This is a genomic window from Spectribacter hydrogenoxidans, from assembly GCF_031846275.1.
Lineage (GTDB): Bacteria > Pseudomonadota > Gammaproteobacteria > Nevskiales > Salinisphaeraceae > Spectribacter > Spectribacter hydrogenoxidans.
On sequence record NZ_JAVRIB010000010.1, the window covers coordinates 87,414 to 106,634 of the forward strand.

A 19,221-nucleotide genomic window follows, 5' to 3' on the forward strand; every position below is an offset into this window, starting at 1 on the left:
CCGCCGACACGGACATTGCGTCCGGACCGGTCCGTTGATGCCCTCGCGGGCCTCCTTCTTCTCGTCAGGCCAGCCCCCGCTCGGACAGTAATCCGAATACGCGTGCCAGCGTTTGCTCGACGTCCTCGCCGGTGGTGTCCACCTCGACGGCATCGGCCGCGGGTTTCATCGGCGAGTGCGTGCGCGCTTGATCCCGCGCGTCCCGCTCGACAATGTCCCAGTAAATCTGATCAATGTTAGCACCGCCCCCAGACAGCGACAACTGTTCGTACCGGCGTCGTGCCCGTTCATCGGGACTGGCGGTGACGTAGAGCTTGAGCTCGGCATCCGGAAACACTACCGTACCCATGTCGCGGCCGTCCGCGACCAGACCGGGCTCCCGGCGCAACCGCCGCTGCAGCTCGAGTAGGGCCGCCCGTACCGGCGGATGGGCGGCAAAGCCGGATGCCAGCCGGGCCACGGCCTCGTCGCGGATCACCGCGGTCACGTTCTCACCGGCCAGCAACACCGCGGCATCGCTGCCATCGCCCGCCACCGGAAAGGCCACGTCCAGCGCTGCTGCCGCGGCGGCGGCCCGATCCACATCCGCCGGCTTCTCGGGGTCCCAGCCTTCGCGGGCGGCCACCACCGCCACCAGCCGGTACAACGCCCCCGAATCAAGCAGATGCCAGCCCAGACGTGCCGCCACCAGCCGGCTCAGCGTGCCCTTGCCGGAGCCGCCCGGCCCGTCGAAGGCCACCACCGGAGCCAGGTGGCCATAGTCGTGTTCGGCTGGCATGGTCAGGCCGACGTCCCGGTACGGACGGCGACTTCCAGCCCGAGCTGGCCCGCCACCGTCTCGAATCCGGGAAACGAAGTCGCCACGTTGGCGCAGTCGTCGATCACGACCGGCCCGTCGGCTCGCAGCGCAGCAATCGCGAAGGCCATCGCCACCCGGTGGTCGCCATGGCTGTCGACCCGCGCGCCCGTCAGCGGGCCGCCGGTGATGTCGATGCCGTCCTCGAATTCGGTGACCGCCACGCCCATGGCCCGAAGGCCGGCGGCCATCACCGCCAAGCGATCGCTTTCCTTGACTCGCAACTCCGCGGCGCCGCGCAACCGCGTGGTGCCGGCCGCACAGGCCGCGGCCACGAACAGCACCGGAAACTCGTCGATGGCCAGTGGCACCAGTTCCGGGTCGATATCGATGCCGCTCAGCGCGCCGCCGCGAACGTGCAGGTCGGCCACCGGCTCGCCGCCGCACATCCGCTCGTTGCGGCACTCGATGGCGGCACCCATCGATCGCAGTATCTGCATCACACCGGTGCGCGTGGGATTGATGCCCACGGCTTCGATTACCAGATCGGCATCGGGACTGATTGCCCCGGCCACCAGAGCGAATGCCGCCGAGGAAATATCCGCCGGCACCTCGATGGCCCCGCCCTGCAGCGACTGGCCGCCGGCCAGGCGTACAACGTTGCCGGTCCGCGTCACCGCCGCACCCAGGGCCTGGAGCATGCGTTCGGTGTGGTCGCGACAGACGCCGGGCTCGGTCACCACCGTTTCGCCGCTCGCATACAGCCCGGCCAGCAGCAGGCAGGAGGCCACCTGGGCGCTGGCAACGGGCATATCGTAGTGGATGCCGGCAAGCCGGGCCCCGCCGCCGATGCGCAGCGGCGCCCGCCCCTGATCGTCGCCGGCGATAGCCGCGCCCATCAGCCGCAGCGGGTCGATCACCCGTTTCATGGGGCGTCGCCGCAGGCTGTCGTCGCCGGTGAGGGTCACATCGAATGCCTGTCCGGCCAGCAGCCCCGCGAGCAGCCGCATCGACGTGCCGGAGTTGCCCAGATCGAGCGGCTCGGCCGGCGGCTGGAGACCATCGCGTCCCACGCCGTCCACCACGAGCTGATCACCCCGGCGCGCGATCGACACCCCCATCGCCTGGAAGGCCCGCATGGTGGCCAGGCAATCCTCGCCCTCGAGAAAGCCGCTGATGTCGCTGCGGCCTTCCGCAATCGCCGCCAGCATCACGGCACGGTGGGAAATCGACTTGTCGCCCGGCACCCGAACCACCCCGGCGGGCGACGCCACGCCGCGAACGTCCCAGTCGACCCGACTCATGTCCGGCCCGTGCGGTTGTCCACGAACCGGTCGCGAACGGCCTTGGCCCGCTCGAAACGCCGGTTGACGGCGTCGCGGTCGTTATCGGCCAGTGCCTGGCGCAGCGTGCTCAACTCGACCAAATAACGATCGATCACGGGCAACAGACAGTCGCGGTTGGCCTGCACGATGTCGCTCCACATGGCGGGGCTGCTACTGGCAATGCGGGTGAAATCGGCGAATCCGCCCGCGGCGTAATCGAAGATTTCCTGCTGTTCGTCGAGGCCGGCCAGGGTATCGACCAGCTGGTAGGCCAGCACGTGCGGCAGATGGCTGGTCGCGGCCAGCACCGCGTCGTGATGCTCGGGCGTCATCTCGCAGACCTGCGCCCCGGCCGCCTCCCAGAGACCGCGCACCGTGGAAAGTGCCGCCGGATCGGTTTCGGTATCGGGCGTCAGAATCACCCGGCGGTTTTCGAACAGCGCCGCGAAGGCGGCGTCGGCGCCGCTGTATTCCGTCCCTGCCACCGGATGGCCCGGCACGAACCGTGCTGCAGCTCGCCCCAGGATGCGCCGGGCGTCCGCCACCACGCCGGTCTTGGTGCTGCCGGCATCGGTGACGATCGTCCGGTCACCCAGCGCGGGGGCGATATCGGCCAGTACCGCCGCGGTGGCACCAACCGGTACGGCCAGCAGCACCAGGTCGGACCGGGCTGCGGCGTCCGCCGGCGACTCGGCGATTTCGTCGATCAGGCCAAGTTCCAGCGCGCGTTCCAGGTTGGCCCGACCGCGACCGGCGCCGATCAACCGATCGACACAGCCCGCCCGCCGCCATGCCGCAGCCGCGGAGCCGCCGATCAGACCCACGCCGATAATCGCGACCGATGTCACGCGTGTCGTATTCATCCAGCCCGATCCAGCACGCGGCCCATCGCCGCCAGAAAGCGTTCGTTCTCGGCCTCGGTACCCACGGTGATACGCAAATGGCGAGGCAGGCCATAACCCGCCATCGGCCGGACGATCACGCCCTCCCGCAGCAGGGCCTGAAAGGCCTGATCGCCATCCATGCCCATGTCCGCGGTGACGAAGTTGGCCTGCGACGGCAGTACCTGGCCGCCGAGCGCTTCCAGGCCAGCGGTCAGGGCGGGTAGCGCCGCATTGTTGTGATCGACGGATCGGGTCAGGTGAGCCTCGTCGCCCAGCGCCGCCTCGGCCGCAGCCAGGGCCAGGCTGTTGACGTTGAACGGCTGGCGTACCCGGTTGAGCCGGTCGGCGATATCCGCATGTGACAGGGCATATCCCACCCGCATCCCGGCCAGCCCGTAGGCCTTGGAGAAGGTCCGGGTCACCACCAGGTTGGGATAGCGCTCGAGCCAGGCGCGGCTGTCCGGCCGCTGATCCGGCGACTGATATTCGCAGTAGGCCTCGTCCAGCACCACCATCACCCGGGCCGGCACCTGTTCCAGCAACGACTCGATCGCCGCCGGTGGCAGCCAGGTACCGGTGGGATTGTTGGGATTGGCGATGAACAGGATGCGGGTGTCGTCATCCACCATCGCGGCCAGCTGACCGGCATCATGGCCGTATGGCATGACCGAATCCGGCGCCCGGGCCTCGGCCCAGCGCACCCCCGCGTTCATGCCCAGGGCCACCAGCGCATAGATGGCGAAGGCGTGCCGCGCCATCACGATGTTGGTGCCCGGCCCCAGCAGGATCTGGCCCAGCAGGCACAGCAGATCATTGGAGCCATTGCCCAGGGTGATGCGCGCCGGATCGATGTCGTGAAACGACGCCAGCGCCTGCTTGAGTCGGTAGCCGGTGCCGTCCGGATAGCGCGCGCCTTCGGCGGCTGCGTCGGTCACCGCCGCCACCGCCTTCGGCGAGGGGCCGAAGGGATTTTCGTTGGACGCCAGTTTGATGATGTCGGTCAGACCCAGCTCCCGGCGCAGGGTCTCCACCGGCTTGCCGGGTTCGTAGGGCGCCAGGGACTGGATCCCCGCATTGACATGGTCTAGCAGCGAACTGGGCATCGGCGAGAAAACGGTTGGCGTAAGTGGCGGCAGCGCCGTCAGAGCACGGCCCGGGGATAGGACCCCAGAATCTTGAGATGGGCCGCTTCGGCCTCGATCCGGTCGATGACCTGCCGGACGCGATCCTCGGCCACGTGGCCTTCCAGATCGATGAAGAAATTGTAGTCCCAGGCCTGACGCCGGGACGGCCGCGACTCGATGCGCGACAGATCCACGCCGGCGTCGGCGGCCGGGGCCAGCAGCCGGTGCAGCATGCCCGGCCGGTTGTGGATGGATACCAGAATGGACGTCATGTCCTCGCCGGTGGCCGGCACCGACTGACGGCCCAGCACCAGGAAACGGGTGGTGTTGTTGGGCTCGTCCTCGATATTGGCGCACAGGATCGGCAGTTCGTAGAGCTCCGACGCCGCCCGGCCGGCAATCGCGGCGGCGGCTGGCTCGTCGCGGACCATGCGGGCTGCCTCGCCGTTGCTGGCAACCGCCTCGCGCATCACGCTGGGCAGCTTGGCGTCCAGCCACTTGCGGCACTGCGCCAGCGACTGGGCATGCGACACCACCCGCTTGACCTCGCTGAGGTCTGACGCATGCGACAACAGATGATGATGCACCGCCAGTGCCACCTCGCCGACGATCGACAGGCGGCTTCCCACCAGCTGGTCCAGCGTGTGACTGACCACGCCCTCGGTGGAATTTTCCACCGGCACCACGCCGTAATCGGCGTTGCCAGCCTCCACCTCGCGGAATATCTCGTCGATCGCCGCCAGCGGTACCGCCGTGACCGAATGTCCGAAATGCTTGTAGACCGCCGCCTGGGTGTAGGTGCCTTCCGGCCCCAGGTAGGCCACCTTGAGCGGCGACTCCAGGGCCAGACAGGCCGACATCACCTCGCGCATCAGACGCACGACGGTTTCGTCGGACAACGGCCCGCGGTTGCGTGCCGCCACCGCCCGCAGAACCTCGGCCTCGCGGGCAGGGCGATAGCAGTCGCCGGCCTCGCCGTCGATATCCGCCTTGATACGGGCGATTTCCTGGGCCAGACCCGCCCGTTCGCCGATCAGCGCCTGCAGCTGCTCGTCGAGCCGGTCGATGCGGTCACGCGCCGCCTTGAGGCCATCGTCGGTCATGGTGTCAGCTGCTGCGTTCGCTCACGGCGTTGAGGTAACGCACCGACAGTACGCCTTCAATGCCCCGGATTTCCTCCAGCACCGCCTCGTCGGCTTCGGTGTCGACGTCCACCAGGGTATAGGCGATCTGGTTGCGCGACTTGTTGATCAGGTCCGCGATGTTGAGTTTATGCCGGGCCAGGGTGGAGGAAATCTGCCCCACCATGTTGGGCACGTTGGCGTTGACAATGCAGATGCGATGCGCGCCGTCGGTGGGCGGCATGATGGTTTCGGGGAAATTCACCGAATTGCGGACGTTGCCCACTTCGAGGTAGTCCCGGATCTGATCCGCCACCATCACCGCGCAGTTGTCCTCGGCCTCGTCGGTGGAAGCACCCAGATGCGGCAGCGACACCACCTTCGGGTGATTCTTCGACGCCATCGTGGGGAAGTCGCACACGTAGGTGCTCAGTTTTTCCGCATCCAGCGCTTCCAGCACCGCCGCCTCGTCCACGATCTCCGCCCGGGAGAAGTTGAGCAGCACCGAATTCTGACGCATCAGGCGCAGGCGCTTGGCGTCGATCAGATTCTCGGTCCCCTCGACCAGCGGCACGTGAATCGACACGAAATCGGAGCGCGAGAGGAGCTCATCCACCGACAGCGCCTGCTCCACGCCGGCATGCAGCCGCCAGGCATTGCTCACGGTAATGCCCGGGTCGTAGCCGAGCACGTTCATGCCCAGGTCACGGGCCGTGTTGGCCACCTTCACGCCGATGGCGCCCAGGCCGACCACACCGATGGTCCGGCCCGGCAGCTCCACGCCCTTGAACTGCTTCTTGCCGGCTTCGACCTTCTTCTTGAGGCCCGGCTCGCTGTCATCCAGCTTCTGCACGTAATCCCAGGCCTGGACGATGTTGCGGGCCGCCAGGAACAATCCCGCCAGCACCAGCTCCTTGACCGCGTTGGCGTTGGCGCCCGGGGCGTTGAACACCGGCACGCCGCGCTCGCTCATGCGATCGACCGGGATGTTGTTGACCCCGGCGCCGGCACGACCGATGGCCTTGATGGTGTCATCCAGATCCAGGCCGTGCATGTCGGCCGACCGCACCATCACGGCATCGGGCCGCGATAGCTCGGAAGCCACTTCGTAGAGATTACGGGGAAACCGATCGAGTCCGAGCGGCGAGATGTTGTTAAGCGTCTGAATTCGGTACATGGGCTCTTGCTTTGAAGAAAACTTTAACCACAGATTTCGCGGGCTACCGCAGATGTTTAACGAAAATTCTCAACCATTTGTTTCCGTTATTTAATCTGTGAAATCTGCGTAATCTGCGGTTACCTCTTATCGGCGTGGACGCAATGCTTGCGTCAGCCGTTGCGCTGTTCGAAATCGCGCATGAAATCGATCAGCGCTTCCACGCCGGCCTCCGGCATGGCGTTGTAGATGCTCGCGCGCATGCCGCCCACCGACCGATGCCCCTTGAGCGACGACAGGCCGGCTTCCCCCGCTTCGCTGAGGAAGGTCTTGTCCAGACCGTCGTCCGCCAGCAGGAACGGCACATTCATGCGTGACCGGGCGGCCGGATCCACCGGGTTGCGGTAGAAGTCACTCTGATCGATGAAGTCGTACAGCCGCGATGCCTTGCGGGCGTTGGTGGCGGCCATGGTCTCCAGGCCGCCGTTGTCCAGCAGCCAGCGGAACACCAGGCCGCAGACGTACCAGGCGAAACAGGACGGCGTATTGAGCATGGAGTCGGCCTCCAGCTGGGCCTGCCAGTCCAGCACCATCGGCGTGGCCGGCGCCGCGTGGCCGAGCAGGTCGTCACGCACGATCACCATGCAGATGCCCGCGGGGCCCGCGTTCTTCTGGGCGCCGGCGTAGATCACGCCGTAACGCGACACGTCCACCGGCCGAGACAGGAAATTCGACGACATGTCGGCCACCAGCGGCACGTCACTGCCCAGGTCGGGGTCGTTCGGGAACTCCACGCCCTGGATGGTCTCGTTGGGCGTGATGTGCACGTAGCGGGAAGCGGCATCCAGATCCCAGTCGCTCTGGGCGGGAATCGAGGTGAAACCGTCATCACCGGTGGCGGCCACGCGAGCGTCGAGATACTTGCCGGCTTCCTTGTGGGCCTTCTTGCCCCAGTTGCCGGTCACGATGTAGTCAGCCCGATCGCCGGGCAGATTCAGTGGCACGCCGGCGAACTGGGCGGTGGCCCCGCCCTGCAGGAACAGGATGCGGTAGTTGTCCGGCACCGCCAGCAGCGTGCGCAGATCCTGCGTGGCCTGCTCGGCGATGGATACGAACTCCGGCCCGCGGTGACTCATTTCCATGACGGACATGCCGCTGCCCTGCCAGTCCAGCATGTCGTCGCGCACCTGGGCGAGCACGCTTTCCGGCAACGTCGCCGGGCCTGCACTGAAATTGAACACTCGTGCCATGTAAACCTTCTTGTGTTGAAGAATGCGATGAAAGACCCGTCGTTTCGCGGGCGCACAGCCTGAACGACTATCGTGACCCGCCCATGGCAGGACGGCGAGAATCGCGTCGGCGCGGGCGCCGGATCGGTGCGACTATGCGTCTTCCCCCTCGTCCTCGTCCGCCGCGATGCGGTCGATGCCCACCAGCTTGTGCTCGTCGGCAATGCGGATGATGCGCACGCCCTGGGTATTGCGACCGACGATCGAGATCTCGGCCACCGGCGTGCGGATAAGCGTGCCGATATTGGTGATCAGCATCACCTCGTCGTCTTCGCCGACCTGGGTGGCGCCGATCACGGCGCCGGTCTTCTCGCTCTGGGCAAGCGCCAGCACGCCCTGACCGCCGCGGCCCCGCAGCGGGTAGTCATCCACCGGCGTACGCTTGCCGTAGCCGTGCTCGCTCACGGTGAGGATGTGGCCTTCGCGCATCACGATCAGCGCGATCACGGACTGGCCCTTGCCCAGACGAATGCCGCGCACGCCGGCCGCCACGCGGCCCATCGAACGGACATCGGCCTCGGCGAAGCGGATCACCTTGCCGCCGTCGGAGAACAGCATGATCTGGGATTCGCCCTCGGTGAGGTCGACCCCGACCAGCGCATCATCGGCCCGCAGGTCGATGGCAATGATGCCGTTGGCCCGCGGCCGGGAGAACGATTCCAGCGGGGTCTTCTTGACCGTACCGCGGCGGGTGGCGAAGAACACGTTCTCGCCGGTGTCAAAGCTCTTGACCGGCAGCACCTGGCTGATGCGTTCGTCGTTTTCCAGCGGCAGCATGTTGACGATCGGCTTGCCGCGGGCGCCGCGGCCGGCGCTGGGCAGTTCGTACACCTTCAGCCAGTAGACCTTGCCGGCCGAGGAGAAGCACAGCAGCGTGTCGTGGGTGTGGGTGACCCACAGCTTGTCGATGAAATCCTCGTCCTTGGTCTTGGTGGCCGAACGGCCGCGACCGCCCCGCCGCTGCGCCTGATAGACGTCCAGCGGCTGGGACTTCACGTAGCCCTCGTGGGTCAGCGTGACCACCACGTCCTCGGGCGTGATCAGGTCCTCGGTGGTCAGATCGAGATGGTCATCGAGAATCTCGCTGCGGCGCTCGTCGCCGAACTGTTCCTTGATCTCCACCAGCTCGCCGCGAATCACCTCGAACAACCGGGCATCCGAGGAGAGAATCTCGATGAAATCGGCAATCTCGGCCAGGAGCTTCTCGAACTCCTCGATAATCTTGTCCTGCTCCAGCCCGGTGAGCCGGTGCAGTCGCAGGTCCAGAATCGCCTGGGCCTGGGTCTCGGTTAGCCGGTAGCCCTGGTCGGTCATGCCGAATTCTTCCGGCACGTCCAGCGGCCGCGAGGCATCGGCACCGGCCCGGCCCAGCATGTCGGTAAGCTGGCCCGGCGGCCAGGTCCGGCTGATCAGACCCTCGCGGGCTTCGGTGGGGCTGGCCGAGGCGCGGATCAGCTCGATCACCTCGTCGATGTTGGCAAGCGCCACCGTGAGGCCTTCCAGCACATGGGCCCGGGCCCGCGCCTTGGCCAGTTCGAACTGGGTGCGCCGGGTCACCACCTCGCGCCGATGGCGCAGGAAGGCCTGCAGAATTTGCTTGAGATTGAGCGTGCGCGGCTGGCCGCCATCCAGCGCCACCATGTTGATGCCGAACACCATCTGCATCTGCGAGTGGCGATACAGGTTGTTCAGGATCACTTCCGGCGTCTCGCCGCGGCGCAACTCGATCACCATGCGCATGCCGTCCTTGTCGGACTCGTCGCGCAGTTCGGTGATGCCCTCCAGCCGCTTTTCCTTGACCATCTCGGCGATCTTTTCCAGCAGCCGGGCCTTGTTGACCTGGTAGGGCAGCTCGGTGACCACGATTGCCTGCTTGCCGCGCTCGTCGATGTCCTCGATGTGCGCGCGCGCCCGCATCCACATGCGGCCGCGACCGGTGCGGTAGGCCTCGCGGATGCCGTCCACGCCGTTGATGATGCCGGCGGTGGGCAGGTCCGGGGCCGGCACGTACTGCATCAGATCGTCGATGGTCAGCTCGGCATCGTCGATCAGGGCGATGCAGGCGTTGATCACCTCGCCCAGATTGTGCGGCGGGATGTTGGTGGCCATGCCCACCGCGATACCGGTGCCGCCGTTGACCAGCAGATTGGGCAGCCGCGTCGGCAGTACCGCCGGCTCGGTCTCGGATTCATCGTAGTTGGGGATGAAATCGACCGTGTCCTTGTCGATGTCGGCCAGGATTTCGTGCGCCAGCTTGGCCATGCGCACTTCGGTGTAACGCATGGCCGCCGGGGCATCGCCATCCACCGAACCGAAGTTGCCCTGCCCGTCCACCAGCATGTAGCGCATGGAGAAATCCTGGGCCATGCGCACGATGGTGTCGTACACGGCCGAGTCGCCATGCGGGTGGTACTTACCGATCACGTCGCCGACCACGCGGGCGGACTTCTTGTAGGGCTTGTTCCAGTCGTTGCCCAGCTCCCGCATCGCGTGAAGCACCCGCCGGTGAACCGGCTTGAGGCCGTCGCGCACGTCCGGCAGGGCACGGCCCACGATCACGCTCATGGCGTAATCCAGGTAGGACTGCCGCATCTCGTCCTCGAGATTGACCGGCAGAATCTCTTTTGCAACCTCGGCCATAAATGTACACACGTTCATGCGGGCCGGCCGCTAGTGCGGCCCGGGCCGGGAGGTGGGTGCCCGGCGTGCGGATGCGCACGCAAACAGGCCTGATCAAGCGGCGCATTTTAGCATAGGCGGGGCATGCCGACACCTGCCGCGAGGCCCCGTCTGATATAGTCCCGGCCATCGCGACATCGCCCGCCACACGCCCCTGATGAGTGCCTCCCGTCAGCACATTGACACGCTGATCCTGCCGCGCTGGTTGATTCCGGTGGCGCCCTCGGGCGCGGTGCTCGAAGGCCATGCCCTGGCGGTGGACGGCGGCCGCATCCTGGCGGTGCTGCCGGCCGCGGAAGCCGGCGAGCGCTTCACTGCACGGGAGACCATCGAACTCCCGCGACAGGCCCTGATTCCCGGGCTGATCAACGCCCATACCCACGCGGCGATGAATCTGATGCGGGGGTTGGCCGACGACCTACCCCTGATGCAGTGGCTGCAGGAACACATCTGGCCCGCGGAAGGCCGCTTCGTGTCCGAAGGCTTCTGCGCCGACGGGGTACAGCTGGCCACCGCCGAGATGTTGCGCGGCGGCACCACCTGCTTCAACGACATGTACTTCTTCCCCGATGTCACCGCCGCGACTACTGCGCGCATCGGCATGCGGGCAGCCATCGGCATGATCCTGATCGATTTCCCCACCCCCTGGGCCAGTACCACCGAGGAATACCTGGCCAAGGGCCAGCAGGTGCGCGACGCCTACCGCGATCATCCGCTGATCAGCACCAACTTCGCGCCGCATGCGCCCTACACCGTGTCCGACGAGCCGCTGCGGGCGGTGCGCACCCGGGCCGACGAGATGGACCTGCGGGTCCACATGCACGTGCACGAGACCGCCTTCGAGGTGGAACAGGCCGAACAGAACGACGGTCGCCGCCCGCTGGCCCGGCTGGCCGACTTGGGTCTGGTCACGCCCAATCTGCTGGCTGTGCACATGACCCAGCTCACGGATGCGGAGATCGCGGATTGCGCCCGCGCCGGCGTCCACGTGCTGCATTCGCCGGAGTCGAATCTCAAGCTGGCAAGCGGCCTGTGCCCGGTGGCGAAATTGCTGGACGCCGGGGTCAACGTGGCGCTCGGCACCGACGGCGCCGCCAGCAACAACGATCTGGACATGATCGGCGAGATGCGCACCGCTGCCCTGATCGGCAAGCTTGCCGCCGGTGACGCGGCCGCCCTGCCCGCCGCCACCGTTCTCCAGATGGCCACCCTCAACGGTGCCCGGGCGCTGGGCCTGGACGCGGACACCGGCTCCCTGGAGCCAGGCAAGTGGGCGGATTGCACCGCCATCGACCTGGACACCCCGGAAACCCGCCCCCTGTACGACCCGGTGGCGCAGATCGTCTACAGCAGCGACCGTCGTCAGGTCACCGACACCTGGGTGGCCGGCAAACGTTTGCTGCGGGACCGCCAGCTGACCACCATCGATCTTGACGACACGCTGGCCCGCGTCGATCACTGGCAGACACTTCTGCGGACCTGAAGATCAAACGCAAAGGACGCAAAGCTCGCCGAGGGTTTTCTCAATCCATCCCGGCTTTGCGTTCTTCGCGTCCTTTGCGGTTAATGTTGAGCGAACCATGAGCAACACCAGTCAACAGGAAGAACTCGTCAAATTCGATGCCCTGGCCCAGCGCTGGTGGGATCCCGACGGCGACATGCGCCCCCTGCACGACATCAATCCGGCGCGCACAAGCTGGATCGACCGCCGGGTAGGCCTGGCCGGCAAGCGAGTGCTGGACGTGGGCTGCGGGGCCGGCCTGCTCAGCGAGGCGATGACTCGCGCTGGTGCCCACGTGATCGGTATCGATCTGGCGCCGGGATTGATCGAGGCCGCCACGGCACATGCGGCCGACAGTGGCCTGGACGTAGTCTATCAGTGTCGGAGCACCCGCGATCTGGCCGCCGAGGCCGCCGGCCGCTTCGATCTGGTCACCTGTCTGGAAATGCTCGAACACGTCGACGATCCCGGCGTGATCGTGGATGACTGCGCCCGGCTGGTGAAGCCCGGCGGCGCGGTCGTGTTCTCCACCATCAATCGCAGCCCCGCCGCCTGGCTGCTGGCGATTGCCGGTGCCGAGTACGTGCTCGGCCTGCTACCGCGCGGCACCCACGAATACGCCAAGTTCATCCGGCCGTCGGAACTGTCCGGCTGGGCACGCCACAGCGGACTGGCCACCCGGGAAATCGCCGGCATGCACTACAACCCCTTCCTGCGCACTACCCGTTTCGGCACCCGGCCGGACGTCAACTATTTCCTGCACGCGGTCCGCCCGACCGGGGACGGCGCATGAGCCGTCACGGGGTCCTGCTGGACCTGGACGGCACCCTGCTCGACACCGCGCCCGACCTGGCCGGCGCCCTCAACGATCTGCGCCGCGAACGGGGCCTGACCCCGCTGCCGCTGGCCGCCCTGCGTCACACCGCCTCGATGGGCGGGCGCGGCATGCTTTTCCGCGGCCTGGGACTGACGCCGAATGACACTGAATATTCAGATGCTTACGGGAGATTCCTCACCTGTTACCGTAAGCGCTTGGTGGACATCGTCCAGCCGTTCCCCGGCATCCGCGCCGCGCTGGGCGAAATCGCGGCGGCAGGGCACGTGTGGGGCGTGGTCACCAACAAGATGAGCGCCCTGGCCAACCCGCTGATGACCGCCATGGCCTTCTCTCCGCCGCCGGCCTGCGTCATTGGCGGCGACAGCGCCGCCCGGGCCAAGCCCCATCCCGACCCGCTGTTGCTGGCCTGCGAACAGCTCGGGCTGGCGCCGGCCGACTGCATCTACGTCGGTGATTCCGACCGGGACATCGCTGCCGGCCGGGCCGCCGGCATGCCCACCATCGGCGTGCTCTACGGCTATTTCGACGGCGACGAGGACGTCGCCGGCTGGGGCGCCGATCAGCTCATAACCCAGGCATCGGAACTGCCTGCTGCCGTGGCCGACCTTCTGTCCATCCGGGAAACCCATGCCTGAACCCGCATTGCAGGATCGCGTGATCCTGATAACCGGCGCCACCGGCGGTTTCGGCCGCGCCCTGGCCGAGGCCGCCGCCGCGGCCGGCGCCCAGCTGGTGCTGGCCAGCCGCCAGCAGAAGAAGCTGGAAGCGCTTTCCGACCGCCTCACGGCGGCCGGCGGGCCCGCCCCCTGCCTGTTCCCGGTGGATTTCACCCGCGCCAGCGGCAATCCCTATCAGGCGCTGGCCGAAGGCATCGAGGCCGATCTGGGGCGGCTGGATGGTGTGGTACATGCCGCCGTGCGCTTCCAGGCACTCACGCCGCTGGCTGGGCTGGAACTGGAGGAGTGGCAACGCGCCCTGCACCTGGGGCTGACCGTGCCCTTCGCGCTCACCCAGGCCTGCCTTCCGCTGCTGGGCCAGTCGCCGGATGCCTCAGTGGTGTTTCTGGATGACGAGGTCGGGCGCGGCGACACCGCGTTCTGGGGCGGCTACGCGGTCGCCAAGGCGGGAGTATCGGCGCTGATGGCGCTGTTCGCCACCGAACACGGCCATCGCGAGGCATTGCGCTTCAATGCCCTGCGCCCGGGGCCGATGGCCACGCCGTTACGGGCTCGCGCCTTTCCCAGCCGGGACGACAACGCACAGCCGACAGACCGGGCGGTATCGGCCTGTTTACATCTGCTGGGACCGTCAGGCCACGGCATCAACGGGCAAACGCTGGATCCGGGCCAGGGCGTCTAGCGGCCGGACAGACCTACCGCACGGGCCAACGCCGCCACTTCCTTCGACGCCAGTTCGCGCCAGCCGCCGGCCTTGATCCCGGTGGGCAACGGTACCGGGCCGAAGCGCACCCGCATCAGCCGGCTGACCTCCACCCCCTGGCTGGCCCAGAGGCGACGTACCACGCGGTTGCGCCCTTCGGTGACCGTCACACGGAACCAGCGGTTGGCCCGGCTGGGGTTCTCCCCTTCCAGAATCCGATCGAAGCGTGCCAGTCCGTCCTCGAGCATCACCCCTTCCGTGAGCCGATCCAGCATGGGCTCGTCCACCGGCCCGTGCACGCGCACGGCGTATTCACGCTCCAGGCGATGGCTGGGATGCTCCAGACGCCGCTTGAGCTCGCCATCGGTGGTCATCAGCAGCAATCCGGAGGTATTGACGTCCAATCGCCCCACCGCCAGCCAGCGCCCGGCGGCCAGCCGCGGCAGCCTGGCGAACACCGTGGGCCGACCCTGGGGGTCGCGCCGGGTGACTACCTGGTCAACATGCTTCTTGTAGGCCAGCACCCGGCGCGGCACCGAAGCTGCCCGGGCAGTGGACAGCGGTCGGCCATCCAGGGTGATGCGGTCATCGAGCCCGGCCGGCTGGCCGGGTTCGGCCACCTGGTTGTTCACGCGGATGCGCCCGGCCGCGATCCAGCGTTCGATCTCGCGCCGCGAACCATAGCCCGCCCGGGCCAGCATCTTCTGGAGACGTTCGGCCATCAGTGGAGCGCGTCGGAGGGGGAATCGGCGTCATCGGCGGCCGGCACCTCGGGCGTGGTCGAGGCGTGGTCGTCCTCGCCTTCCTGCTCGTCCGAGGCACCGGCGCGCAGCCGATCGGCCGCGGCGTCGAGATCATCCAGGTCGCGGATTTCCGGCAGCGACGGCAGATCCTCCAGACGCTTGAGATCGAGATCGTCCAGAAACTGGCTGGTAGTGCCGAACAGCGCCGGCCGGCCGGGCACTTCCCGGTAGCCCACAACGCGCACCCATTCACGTTCGAGCAGCGTCTTGATGATGGATGACGACACCGACACCCCGCGCACTTCCTCGATCTCGCCGCGCGAAATCGGCTGGCGATAGGCGATCAACGCCAGGGTCTCCAGCAGCGCTCGCGACAGCTTGGGGGGGCGTTCCTCCCACAGCTTGCCGAGCAGGCCAGCGTAATCCGCGCCGACCCGGAATCGCCAGCCCCCGGCAACCTCGACCAGATTCACCGCGCGGCCGGCGTAATCCGACTGCAGCGCCGACAGCGCCGTGCGGATGGCCTTGCGATCCGGCGCCCCGTCTTCCGCCAGCAGGATTTCCAGCCGGGCCACGGTCAGCGGGCCGTCCGCGGCCATCAGCAGGGCTTCCACGCAGCCCAGTATCTTTTCCTCAATCATCGCCATCGCTCGTGATCACGTCGTCGTTGCCGCGGCGGTCGCCGCGAGCCCCGGCCACCTGCAGGGACAACGGCGCATAGGGTTCGGTCTGCTCCACTTCCACCAGCGCTTCGCGCACCAGTTCCAGGATCGCGAGAAAGGTCACCACCACGCCCATCCGCCCCTCGCTTTTCGGGAACAGACTGGAAAACGGGGTCGCGCCCCGGCCCTGCAGCCGCTGCAGGATACCGCTCATGCGTTCACGCACCGACAGCGGCTCGCGCTCAATCTGGTGATGGGCGAACAGCTCCGCCCGCTGCATGACCTCCTTGAAGGCCAGCAGCAGGTCGGCCAGCGCCGGAATCGGCTGGGGCCGGTCGATGTCGACCTGCTCGGCCGACAGCTGCACCACCGCCATGTCGCGCCCTACTCGCGGCAGCGTATCGACATTCTCCGCGGCGGTTTTGAACTGCTCGTACTCCTGCAGCCGCCGCACCAGTTCGGCCCTGGGATCGTCGCCTTCATCGTCCTCGGCGCTGGGCCGGGGCAACAGCATGCGCGATTTGATCTCGGCCAGCATCGCGGCCATCAGCAGGTATTCCCCGGCCAGTTCGATCTGCAGTTCCTGCATCAGCTCGATGTAGGCCACGTACTGCTGGGCCACCCGCTGGATGGGGATATCGAGAATATCCAGATTCTGCCGCCGGATCAGATAGAGCAGCAGGTCGAGCGGGCCTTCGAAGGCCTCCAGAATGACCCGCAGGGCATCGGGCGGGATGTAGAGGTCGTCCGGCAGCTGGTCCAGGCGTTCGCCGCGGACCAGGATCGCCGCGGGCGGTGGCTCGTCGACGAAATCGGCCGGGTGTTCGCTCATCCGGTAGCGGCCGGAATGAAGCCGCTGACCTCGAACACGCGATCCAGCGTCGGCGCCGCCCGCTCGCGGGCCGCCCGGGCGCCATCCCGGAGGATCGCGTCGAGGCTGCCCGGATCATCCCGGAACGTCCGGTAGCGTTCCTGCAACGGCTCCAGAAAGGCCACCACGGCATCCGCCAGCTCGCCCTTGAGCTTGCCGTAACCCTCGCCGGCGAACCGGGCTTCGAGATCGGGAATGCGCTCGCCGGTAACCGCCGAGTACATCGACAGGAGGTTGGAAACCCCCGGCTTGGCCGCCTCATCGAAGCGGATCTCGGCGTCCGAATCGGTGACCGCGCGCTTGATCTTCTTGACCACCCGCTTGGGCTCGTCCAGCAGGGCCACATAGTTGGCTTCCACCTCGTCGGACTTGGACATCTTGGCGGTGGGCTCGCCCAGGCTCATGATCCGCGCCCCCACCTCCGGAATGAAAGGCTCCGGCACAGTGAACACCTCGGCCTCGTAGCGGGCATTGAAGCGCTGGGCCAGATTGCGCGCCAGTTCCAGATGCTGCTTCTGATCGTTGCCCACCGGCACCGCATCGGCCTGGTAGAGAAGGATATCGGCGGCCATCAGCACCGGGTAGCCGAACAGGCCGGCATTGATGTTGTCGGCGTGCTTGGACGACTTGTCCTTGAACTGGGTCATGCGATTGAGCTCGCCCATCGCGGTGTGACAGTTCAGGATCCAGGCCAGCTGGGAGTGGGCCGGCACATGCGACTGCACGAACAGCGTCGATTTCGCCGGGTCCAGCCCGCAGGCCAGATACAGGCAGAGGAATTCGTGGCAGCACTCGCGCAGGGCTGCCGGGTCCTGGCGGACGGTGATGGCGTGCAGATCCACCAGCGTGAACAGGCATTCGTGCGTGTCCTGCATCGCCACCCAGTTCTTCAGCGCCCCGATGTAGTTGCCGATGGTGAGGCGACCGGAGGGCTGGATACCGGAAAGCACGACGGGTTTGGCGGTGTTGGAGGGCACGCGGCGAGGGGTTGCGAAGACGATGCCCGGATTATACGGAAATCCCGACCGTCAGCCGGTCACCGCGTCCACCGGCCCGCGGCCAACCCGGAGAATGCGCGGCGTGGTGCCGGTCAGGTCAATCACCGTGGTCGGCTCCAGGTTGCAGGCACCGCTGTCCACCACCACGTCCACATGGGCGCCCAGACGCGCCTGCACATCGCCGGGATCGGACAGCGGAATGTCGTCATCCGGCAGCAGCGCGGTCACCGACATGATGGGAGAATCCAGTGCCGTGGCAATCGCCGTGGCGGTGTAATGGGTGGGCACCCGGATGCCGATGGTCTTGCGCTTGGGATGCCACAGCCAGCGAGGCACCTCGCGCGTGGCCGGCAGCACGAAGGTGTAGGGACCCGGGGTCAGCGCCTTGAGCAGCCGGAAGCTGGCGTTCTCCACCTTGGCATAGGTGGCGATCTCCGACAGATCGCGGCACAGCAGGGTGAAGTAGTGCTCGCGCCCGAAACCGCGAATCCAGCGGATGCGGTCGATGGCGGGCTTGTTGCCGATGGCGCAGCCCAGCGCGTAGGAGGAGTCGGTGGGATAGGCGATCACCGCCCCGCCGCGCAGTTGATCGGCCACGCGTGCCACCAGCCGCTGCTGCGGGTTCTCGGGATGGATGCGGATGGTTTCTGCCATGGCGCGCGAGGATAGCGCACCGGGTCAAGCAGCCGCGACGGTGGCGGCTGCAGCGGCTCGCCGTCTGTGTACAATCGCGCCCATGAACGCCTTGATGGAATACCTGCCGCTGATCGCCTTCGGCGTGGCCTACTTCATGTACGACATCTATGTGGCCACCGGCGTGCTGATGGTGGCCCTGATCGTGCTGGTAGCCGGCACCTGGCTGGTCAGGCGCCGGGTATCTAACATGCATCTGGTGACCCTGGTGCTGGCGGTAGTGTTCGGCGGACTCACTCTCGCCGTGCACGATCCGCTGTTCATCAAGGTCAAACCCAGCGTGCTCTACGTGGCCTTCGCCCTGGCCCTGGCCGCCAGCGCCTTCATCGGCCGCAAGACCCTGGTGCAGCGGGCACTGGAATCCCAGATCACCGTGCCGGCGCTGATCTGGCGGCGGGTGACTTTCATGGCCACCGGCTTCTTCCTGCTAATGGCGGTACTCAATCTGGCGGTGGCGTTCAGCTTCAGCGAAACCGTATGGGTCAACTTCAAGCTGTTCGGCGTAACCGCGTTGAGCCTGGTATTCATGATCGCTGTGGGCTTCTACCTCAGCCCGCACATTCAGGAATCCGCCAGCGACGAGGCCTGACATGCTCTACGCCTTCATTTCCACCGACGTCGACGATAGCCTGCCCCGCCGCCGCCCTGCCCGCGAGGCCCATCTGGCGCGGCTGCACGAGCTACAGCAACAGGGCCGCCTGATCCTCGCCGGCCCCTGCCCGGCGGTCGACGCCAACGACCCCGGCGACAACGGCTTCACCGGCAGCCTGGTGGTGGCCGAGTTCGACAGCCTGGAGGACGCCCGGGCCTGGGCCGATGCCGACCCCTACGTGGAAGCCGGCGTCTACCGTGAAACCGTGGTCAGGCCCTTCCGGAAGGTGCTGCCGGCGTGACGGCCGAGCGCGTCCAGCGTATCCGCGAGGCCCTGATCACGGAACTGGCCCCGAACGAGATCGACGTGATCGATGAAAGCCACAAGCACATCGGCCACGCCGGAGCCCGCAGCGGTCTCGGCCATTTCGCGGTGGTGATCCGTTCCGCCAGGTTCGCCGGGTGCAGCCTGCTGGAACGCCATCGCCTGGTTTACGACGCCCTCGGGGACATGATGAGGACTGACATTCATGCTGTATCCATCCGCGCCCTGGCGCCCGACGACTGACA

The 19,221-nt window shown here is 66.9% G+C and carries 20 protein-coding genes; 7 read left to right on the forward strand and 13 right to left on the reverse strand.

Annotation, left to right across the window (positions count from 1 at the left end; all coding sequences use genetic code 11):
* Positions 1-64: 64 nt before the first annotated feature.
* From cmk to gyrA, 8 genes are all read right to left on the reverse strand, one after another.
* Positions 65-778 carry a (d)CMP kinase gene (gene cmk / locus RM532_RS10800; RefSeq protein WP_311653339.1) on the reverse strand — a complete coding sequence of 238 codons (714 nt, stop codon included), beginning with the start codon at positions 776-778 and terminating at the stop codon, positions 65-67.
* Positions 779-780: 2 nt separating this feature from the next.
* Entirely contained in the window at positions 781-2,100 is a 1,320-nt protein-coding gene (gene aroA, locus RM532_RS10805; RefSeq protein ID WP_311653340.1) for a 3-phosphoshikimate 1-carboxyvinyltransferase, read from the reverse strand.
* Positions 2,097-2,984: a prephenate dehydrogenase gene (locus RM532_RS10810; protein ID WP_311653341.1), complete on the reverse strand. Its 888-nt coding sequence runs from the start codon at positions 2,982-2,984 to the stop codon at positions 2,097-2,099. The genes aroA and RM532_RS10810 overlap by 4 nt, the downstream gene beginning before the upstream one ends.
* On the reverse strand, positions 2,981-4,108 hold the full coding sequence (hisC, locus tag RM532_RS10815) for a histidinol-phosphate transaminase (RefSeq protein ID WP_311653342.1): 1,128 nt from the start codon (positions 4,106-4,108) through the stop codon (positions 2,981-2,983). Before hisC ends, RM532_RS10810 begins: the two co-directional genes overlap by 4 nt.
* Positions 4,109-4,146: 38 nt before the next feature.
* Entirely contained in the window at positions 4,147-5,232 is a 1,086-nt protein-coding gene (gene pheA, locus RM532_RS10820) for a prephenate dehydratase (RefSeq protein WP_311653343.1), read from the reverse strand.
* A gap of 4 nt (positions 5,233-5,236) precedes the next feature.
* The gene (locus RM532_RS10825; protein ID WP_311653344.1) at positions 5,237-6,427 is read right to left on the reverse strand and encodes a phosphoglycerate dehydrogenase; all 1,191 of its coding nucleotides are present in this window, start codon (positions 6,425-6,427) and stop codon (positions 5,237-5,239) included.
* 152 nt (positions 6,428-6,579) lie between these two features.
* Positions 6,580-7,656: a 3-phosphoserine/phosphohydroxythreonine transaminase gene (serC, locus tag RM532_RS10830; RefSeq protein WP_311653345.1), complete on the reverse strand. Its 1,077-nt coding sequence runs from the start codon at positions 7,654-7,656 to the stop codon at positions 6,580-6,582.
* 132 nt (positions 7,657-7,788) lie between these two features.
* The gene (gene gyrA / locus RM532_RS10835; RefSeq protein WP_311653346.1) at positions 7,789-10,335 is read right to left on the reverse strand and encodes a DNA gyrase subunit A; all 2,547 of its coding nucleotides are present in this window, start codon (positions 10,333-10,335) and stop codon (positions 7,789-7,791) included.
* A gap of 196 nt (positions 10,336-10,531) precedes the next feature.
* Here gyrA and RM532_RS10840 point away from each other — a divergent pair, with 196 nt between their 5' ends.
* From RM532_RS10840 to RM532_RS10855, 4 genes are all read left to right on the forward strand, one after another.
* On the forward strand, positions 10,532-11,857 hold the full coding sequence (locus tag RM532_RS10840) for a TRZ/ATZ family hydrolase (protein WP_311653347.1): 1,326 nt from the start codon (positions 10,532-10,534) through the stop codon (positions 11,855-11,857).
* 97 nt (positions 11,858-11,954) lie between these two features.
* On the forward strand, positions 11,955-12,668 hold the full coding sequence (gene ubiG / locus RM532_RS10845; RefSeq protein ID WP_311653348.1) for a bifunctional 2-polyprenyl-6-hydroxyphenol methylase/3-demethylubiquinol 3-O-methyltransferase UbiG: 714 nt from the start codon (positions 11,955-11,957) through the stop codon (positions 12,666-12,668).
* On the forward strand, positions 12,665-13,348 hold the full coding sequence (locus RM532_RS10850) for an HAD family hydrolase (RefSeq protein ID WP_311653349.1): 684 nt from the start codon (positions 12,665-12,667) through the stop codon (positions 13,346-13,348). Before ubiG ends, RM532_RS10850 begins: the two co-directional genes overlap by 4 nt.
* Positions 13,341-14,072 (forward strand): SDR family NAD(P)-dependent oxidoreductase, encoded by a 732-nt coding sequence (locus RM532_RS10855; protein WP_311653350.1) that lies wholly within the window; start codon positions 13,341-13,343, stop codon positions 14,070-14,072. The genes RM532_RS10850 and RM532_RS10855 overlap by 8 nt, the downstream gene beginning before the upstream one ends.
* On the opposite strand, the gene RM532_RS10860 is transcribed toward RM532_RS10855, so the two are convergent.
* From RM532_RS10860 to RM532_RS10880, 5 genes are read right to left on the reverse strand one after another with little or no spacing between them, the layout of a single operon-like run.
* On the reverse strand, positions 14,069-14,815 hold the full coding sequence (locus RM532_RS10860; protein ID WP_311653351.1) for a pseudouridine synthase: 747 nt from the start codon (positions 14,813-14,815) through the stop codon (positions 14,069-14,071). The genes RM532_RS10855 and RM532_RS10860 overlap by 4 nt on opposite strands.
* Positions 14,815-15,477 (reverse strand): SMC-Scp complex subunit ScpB, encoded by a 663-nt coding sequence (gene scpB, locus RM532_RS10865; RefSeq protein WP_311653352.1) that lies wholly within the window; start codon positions 15,475-15,477, stop codon positions 14,815-14,817. Before scpB ends, RM532_RS10860 begins: the two co-directional genes overlap by 1 nt.
* Positions 15,470-16,330 (reverse strand): segregation and condensation protein A, encoded by an 861-nt coding sequence (locus RM532_RS10870; protein WP_311653353.1) that lies wholly within the window; start codon positions 16,328-16,330, stop codon positions 15,470-15,472. The genes scpB and RM532_RS10870 overlap by 8 nt, the downstream gene beginning before the upstream one ends.
* Positions 16,327-17,346 (reverse strand): tryptophan--tRNA ligase, encoded by a 1,020-nt coding sequence (trpS, locus tag RM532_RS10875; RefSeq protein WP_311653354.1) that lies wholly within the window; start codon positions 17,344-17,346, stop codon positions 16,327-16,329. The genes RM532_RS10870 and trpS overlap by 4 nt, the downstream gene beginning before the upstream one ends.
* A gap of 51 nt (positions 17,347-17,397) precedes the next feature.
* Positions 17,398-18,021, reverse strand: a complete 624-nt coding sequence (locus RM532_RS10880; protein WP_311653355.1) for an L-threonylcarbamoyladenylate synthase — start codon at positions 18,019-18,021, stop codon at positions 17,398-17,400.
* A gap of 82 nt (positions 18,022-18,103) precedes the next feature.
* Here RM532_RS10880 and ispZ point away from each other — a divergent pair, with 82 nt between their 5' ends.
* The 3 genes from ispZ to RM532_RS10895 are packed head-to-tail and all read left to right on the forward strand — an operon-like array spanning position 18,104 to position 19,219.
* Complete coding sequence (gene ispZ / locus RM532_RS10885) at positions 18,104-18,649, forward strand: septation protein IspZ (protein WP_311653356.1); 546 nt, start codon at positions 18,104-18,106, stop codon at positions 18,647-18,649.
* 1 nt (position 18,650) lies between these two features.
* Positions 18,651-18,953, forward strand: a complete 303-nt coding sequence (locus tag RM532_RS10890; RefSeq protein ID WP_311653357.1) for a YciI family protein — start codon at positions 18,651-18,653, stop codon at positions 18,951-18,953.
* Positions 18,950-19,219, forward strand: coding sequence for a BolA family protein (locus RM532_RS10895; RefSeq protein ID WP_311653358.1), 270 nt, complete (start codon positions 18,950-18,952; stop codon positions 19,217-19,219). Before RM532_RS10890 ends, RM532_RS10895 begins: the two co-directional genes overlap by 4 nt.
* The last annotated feature ends 2 nt before the right edge of the window (positions 19,220-19,221 follow it).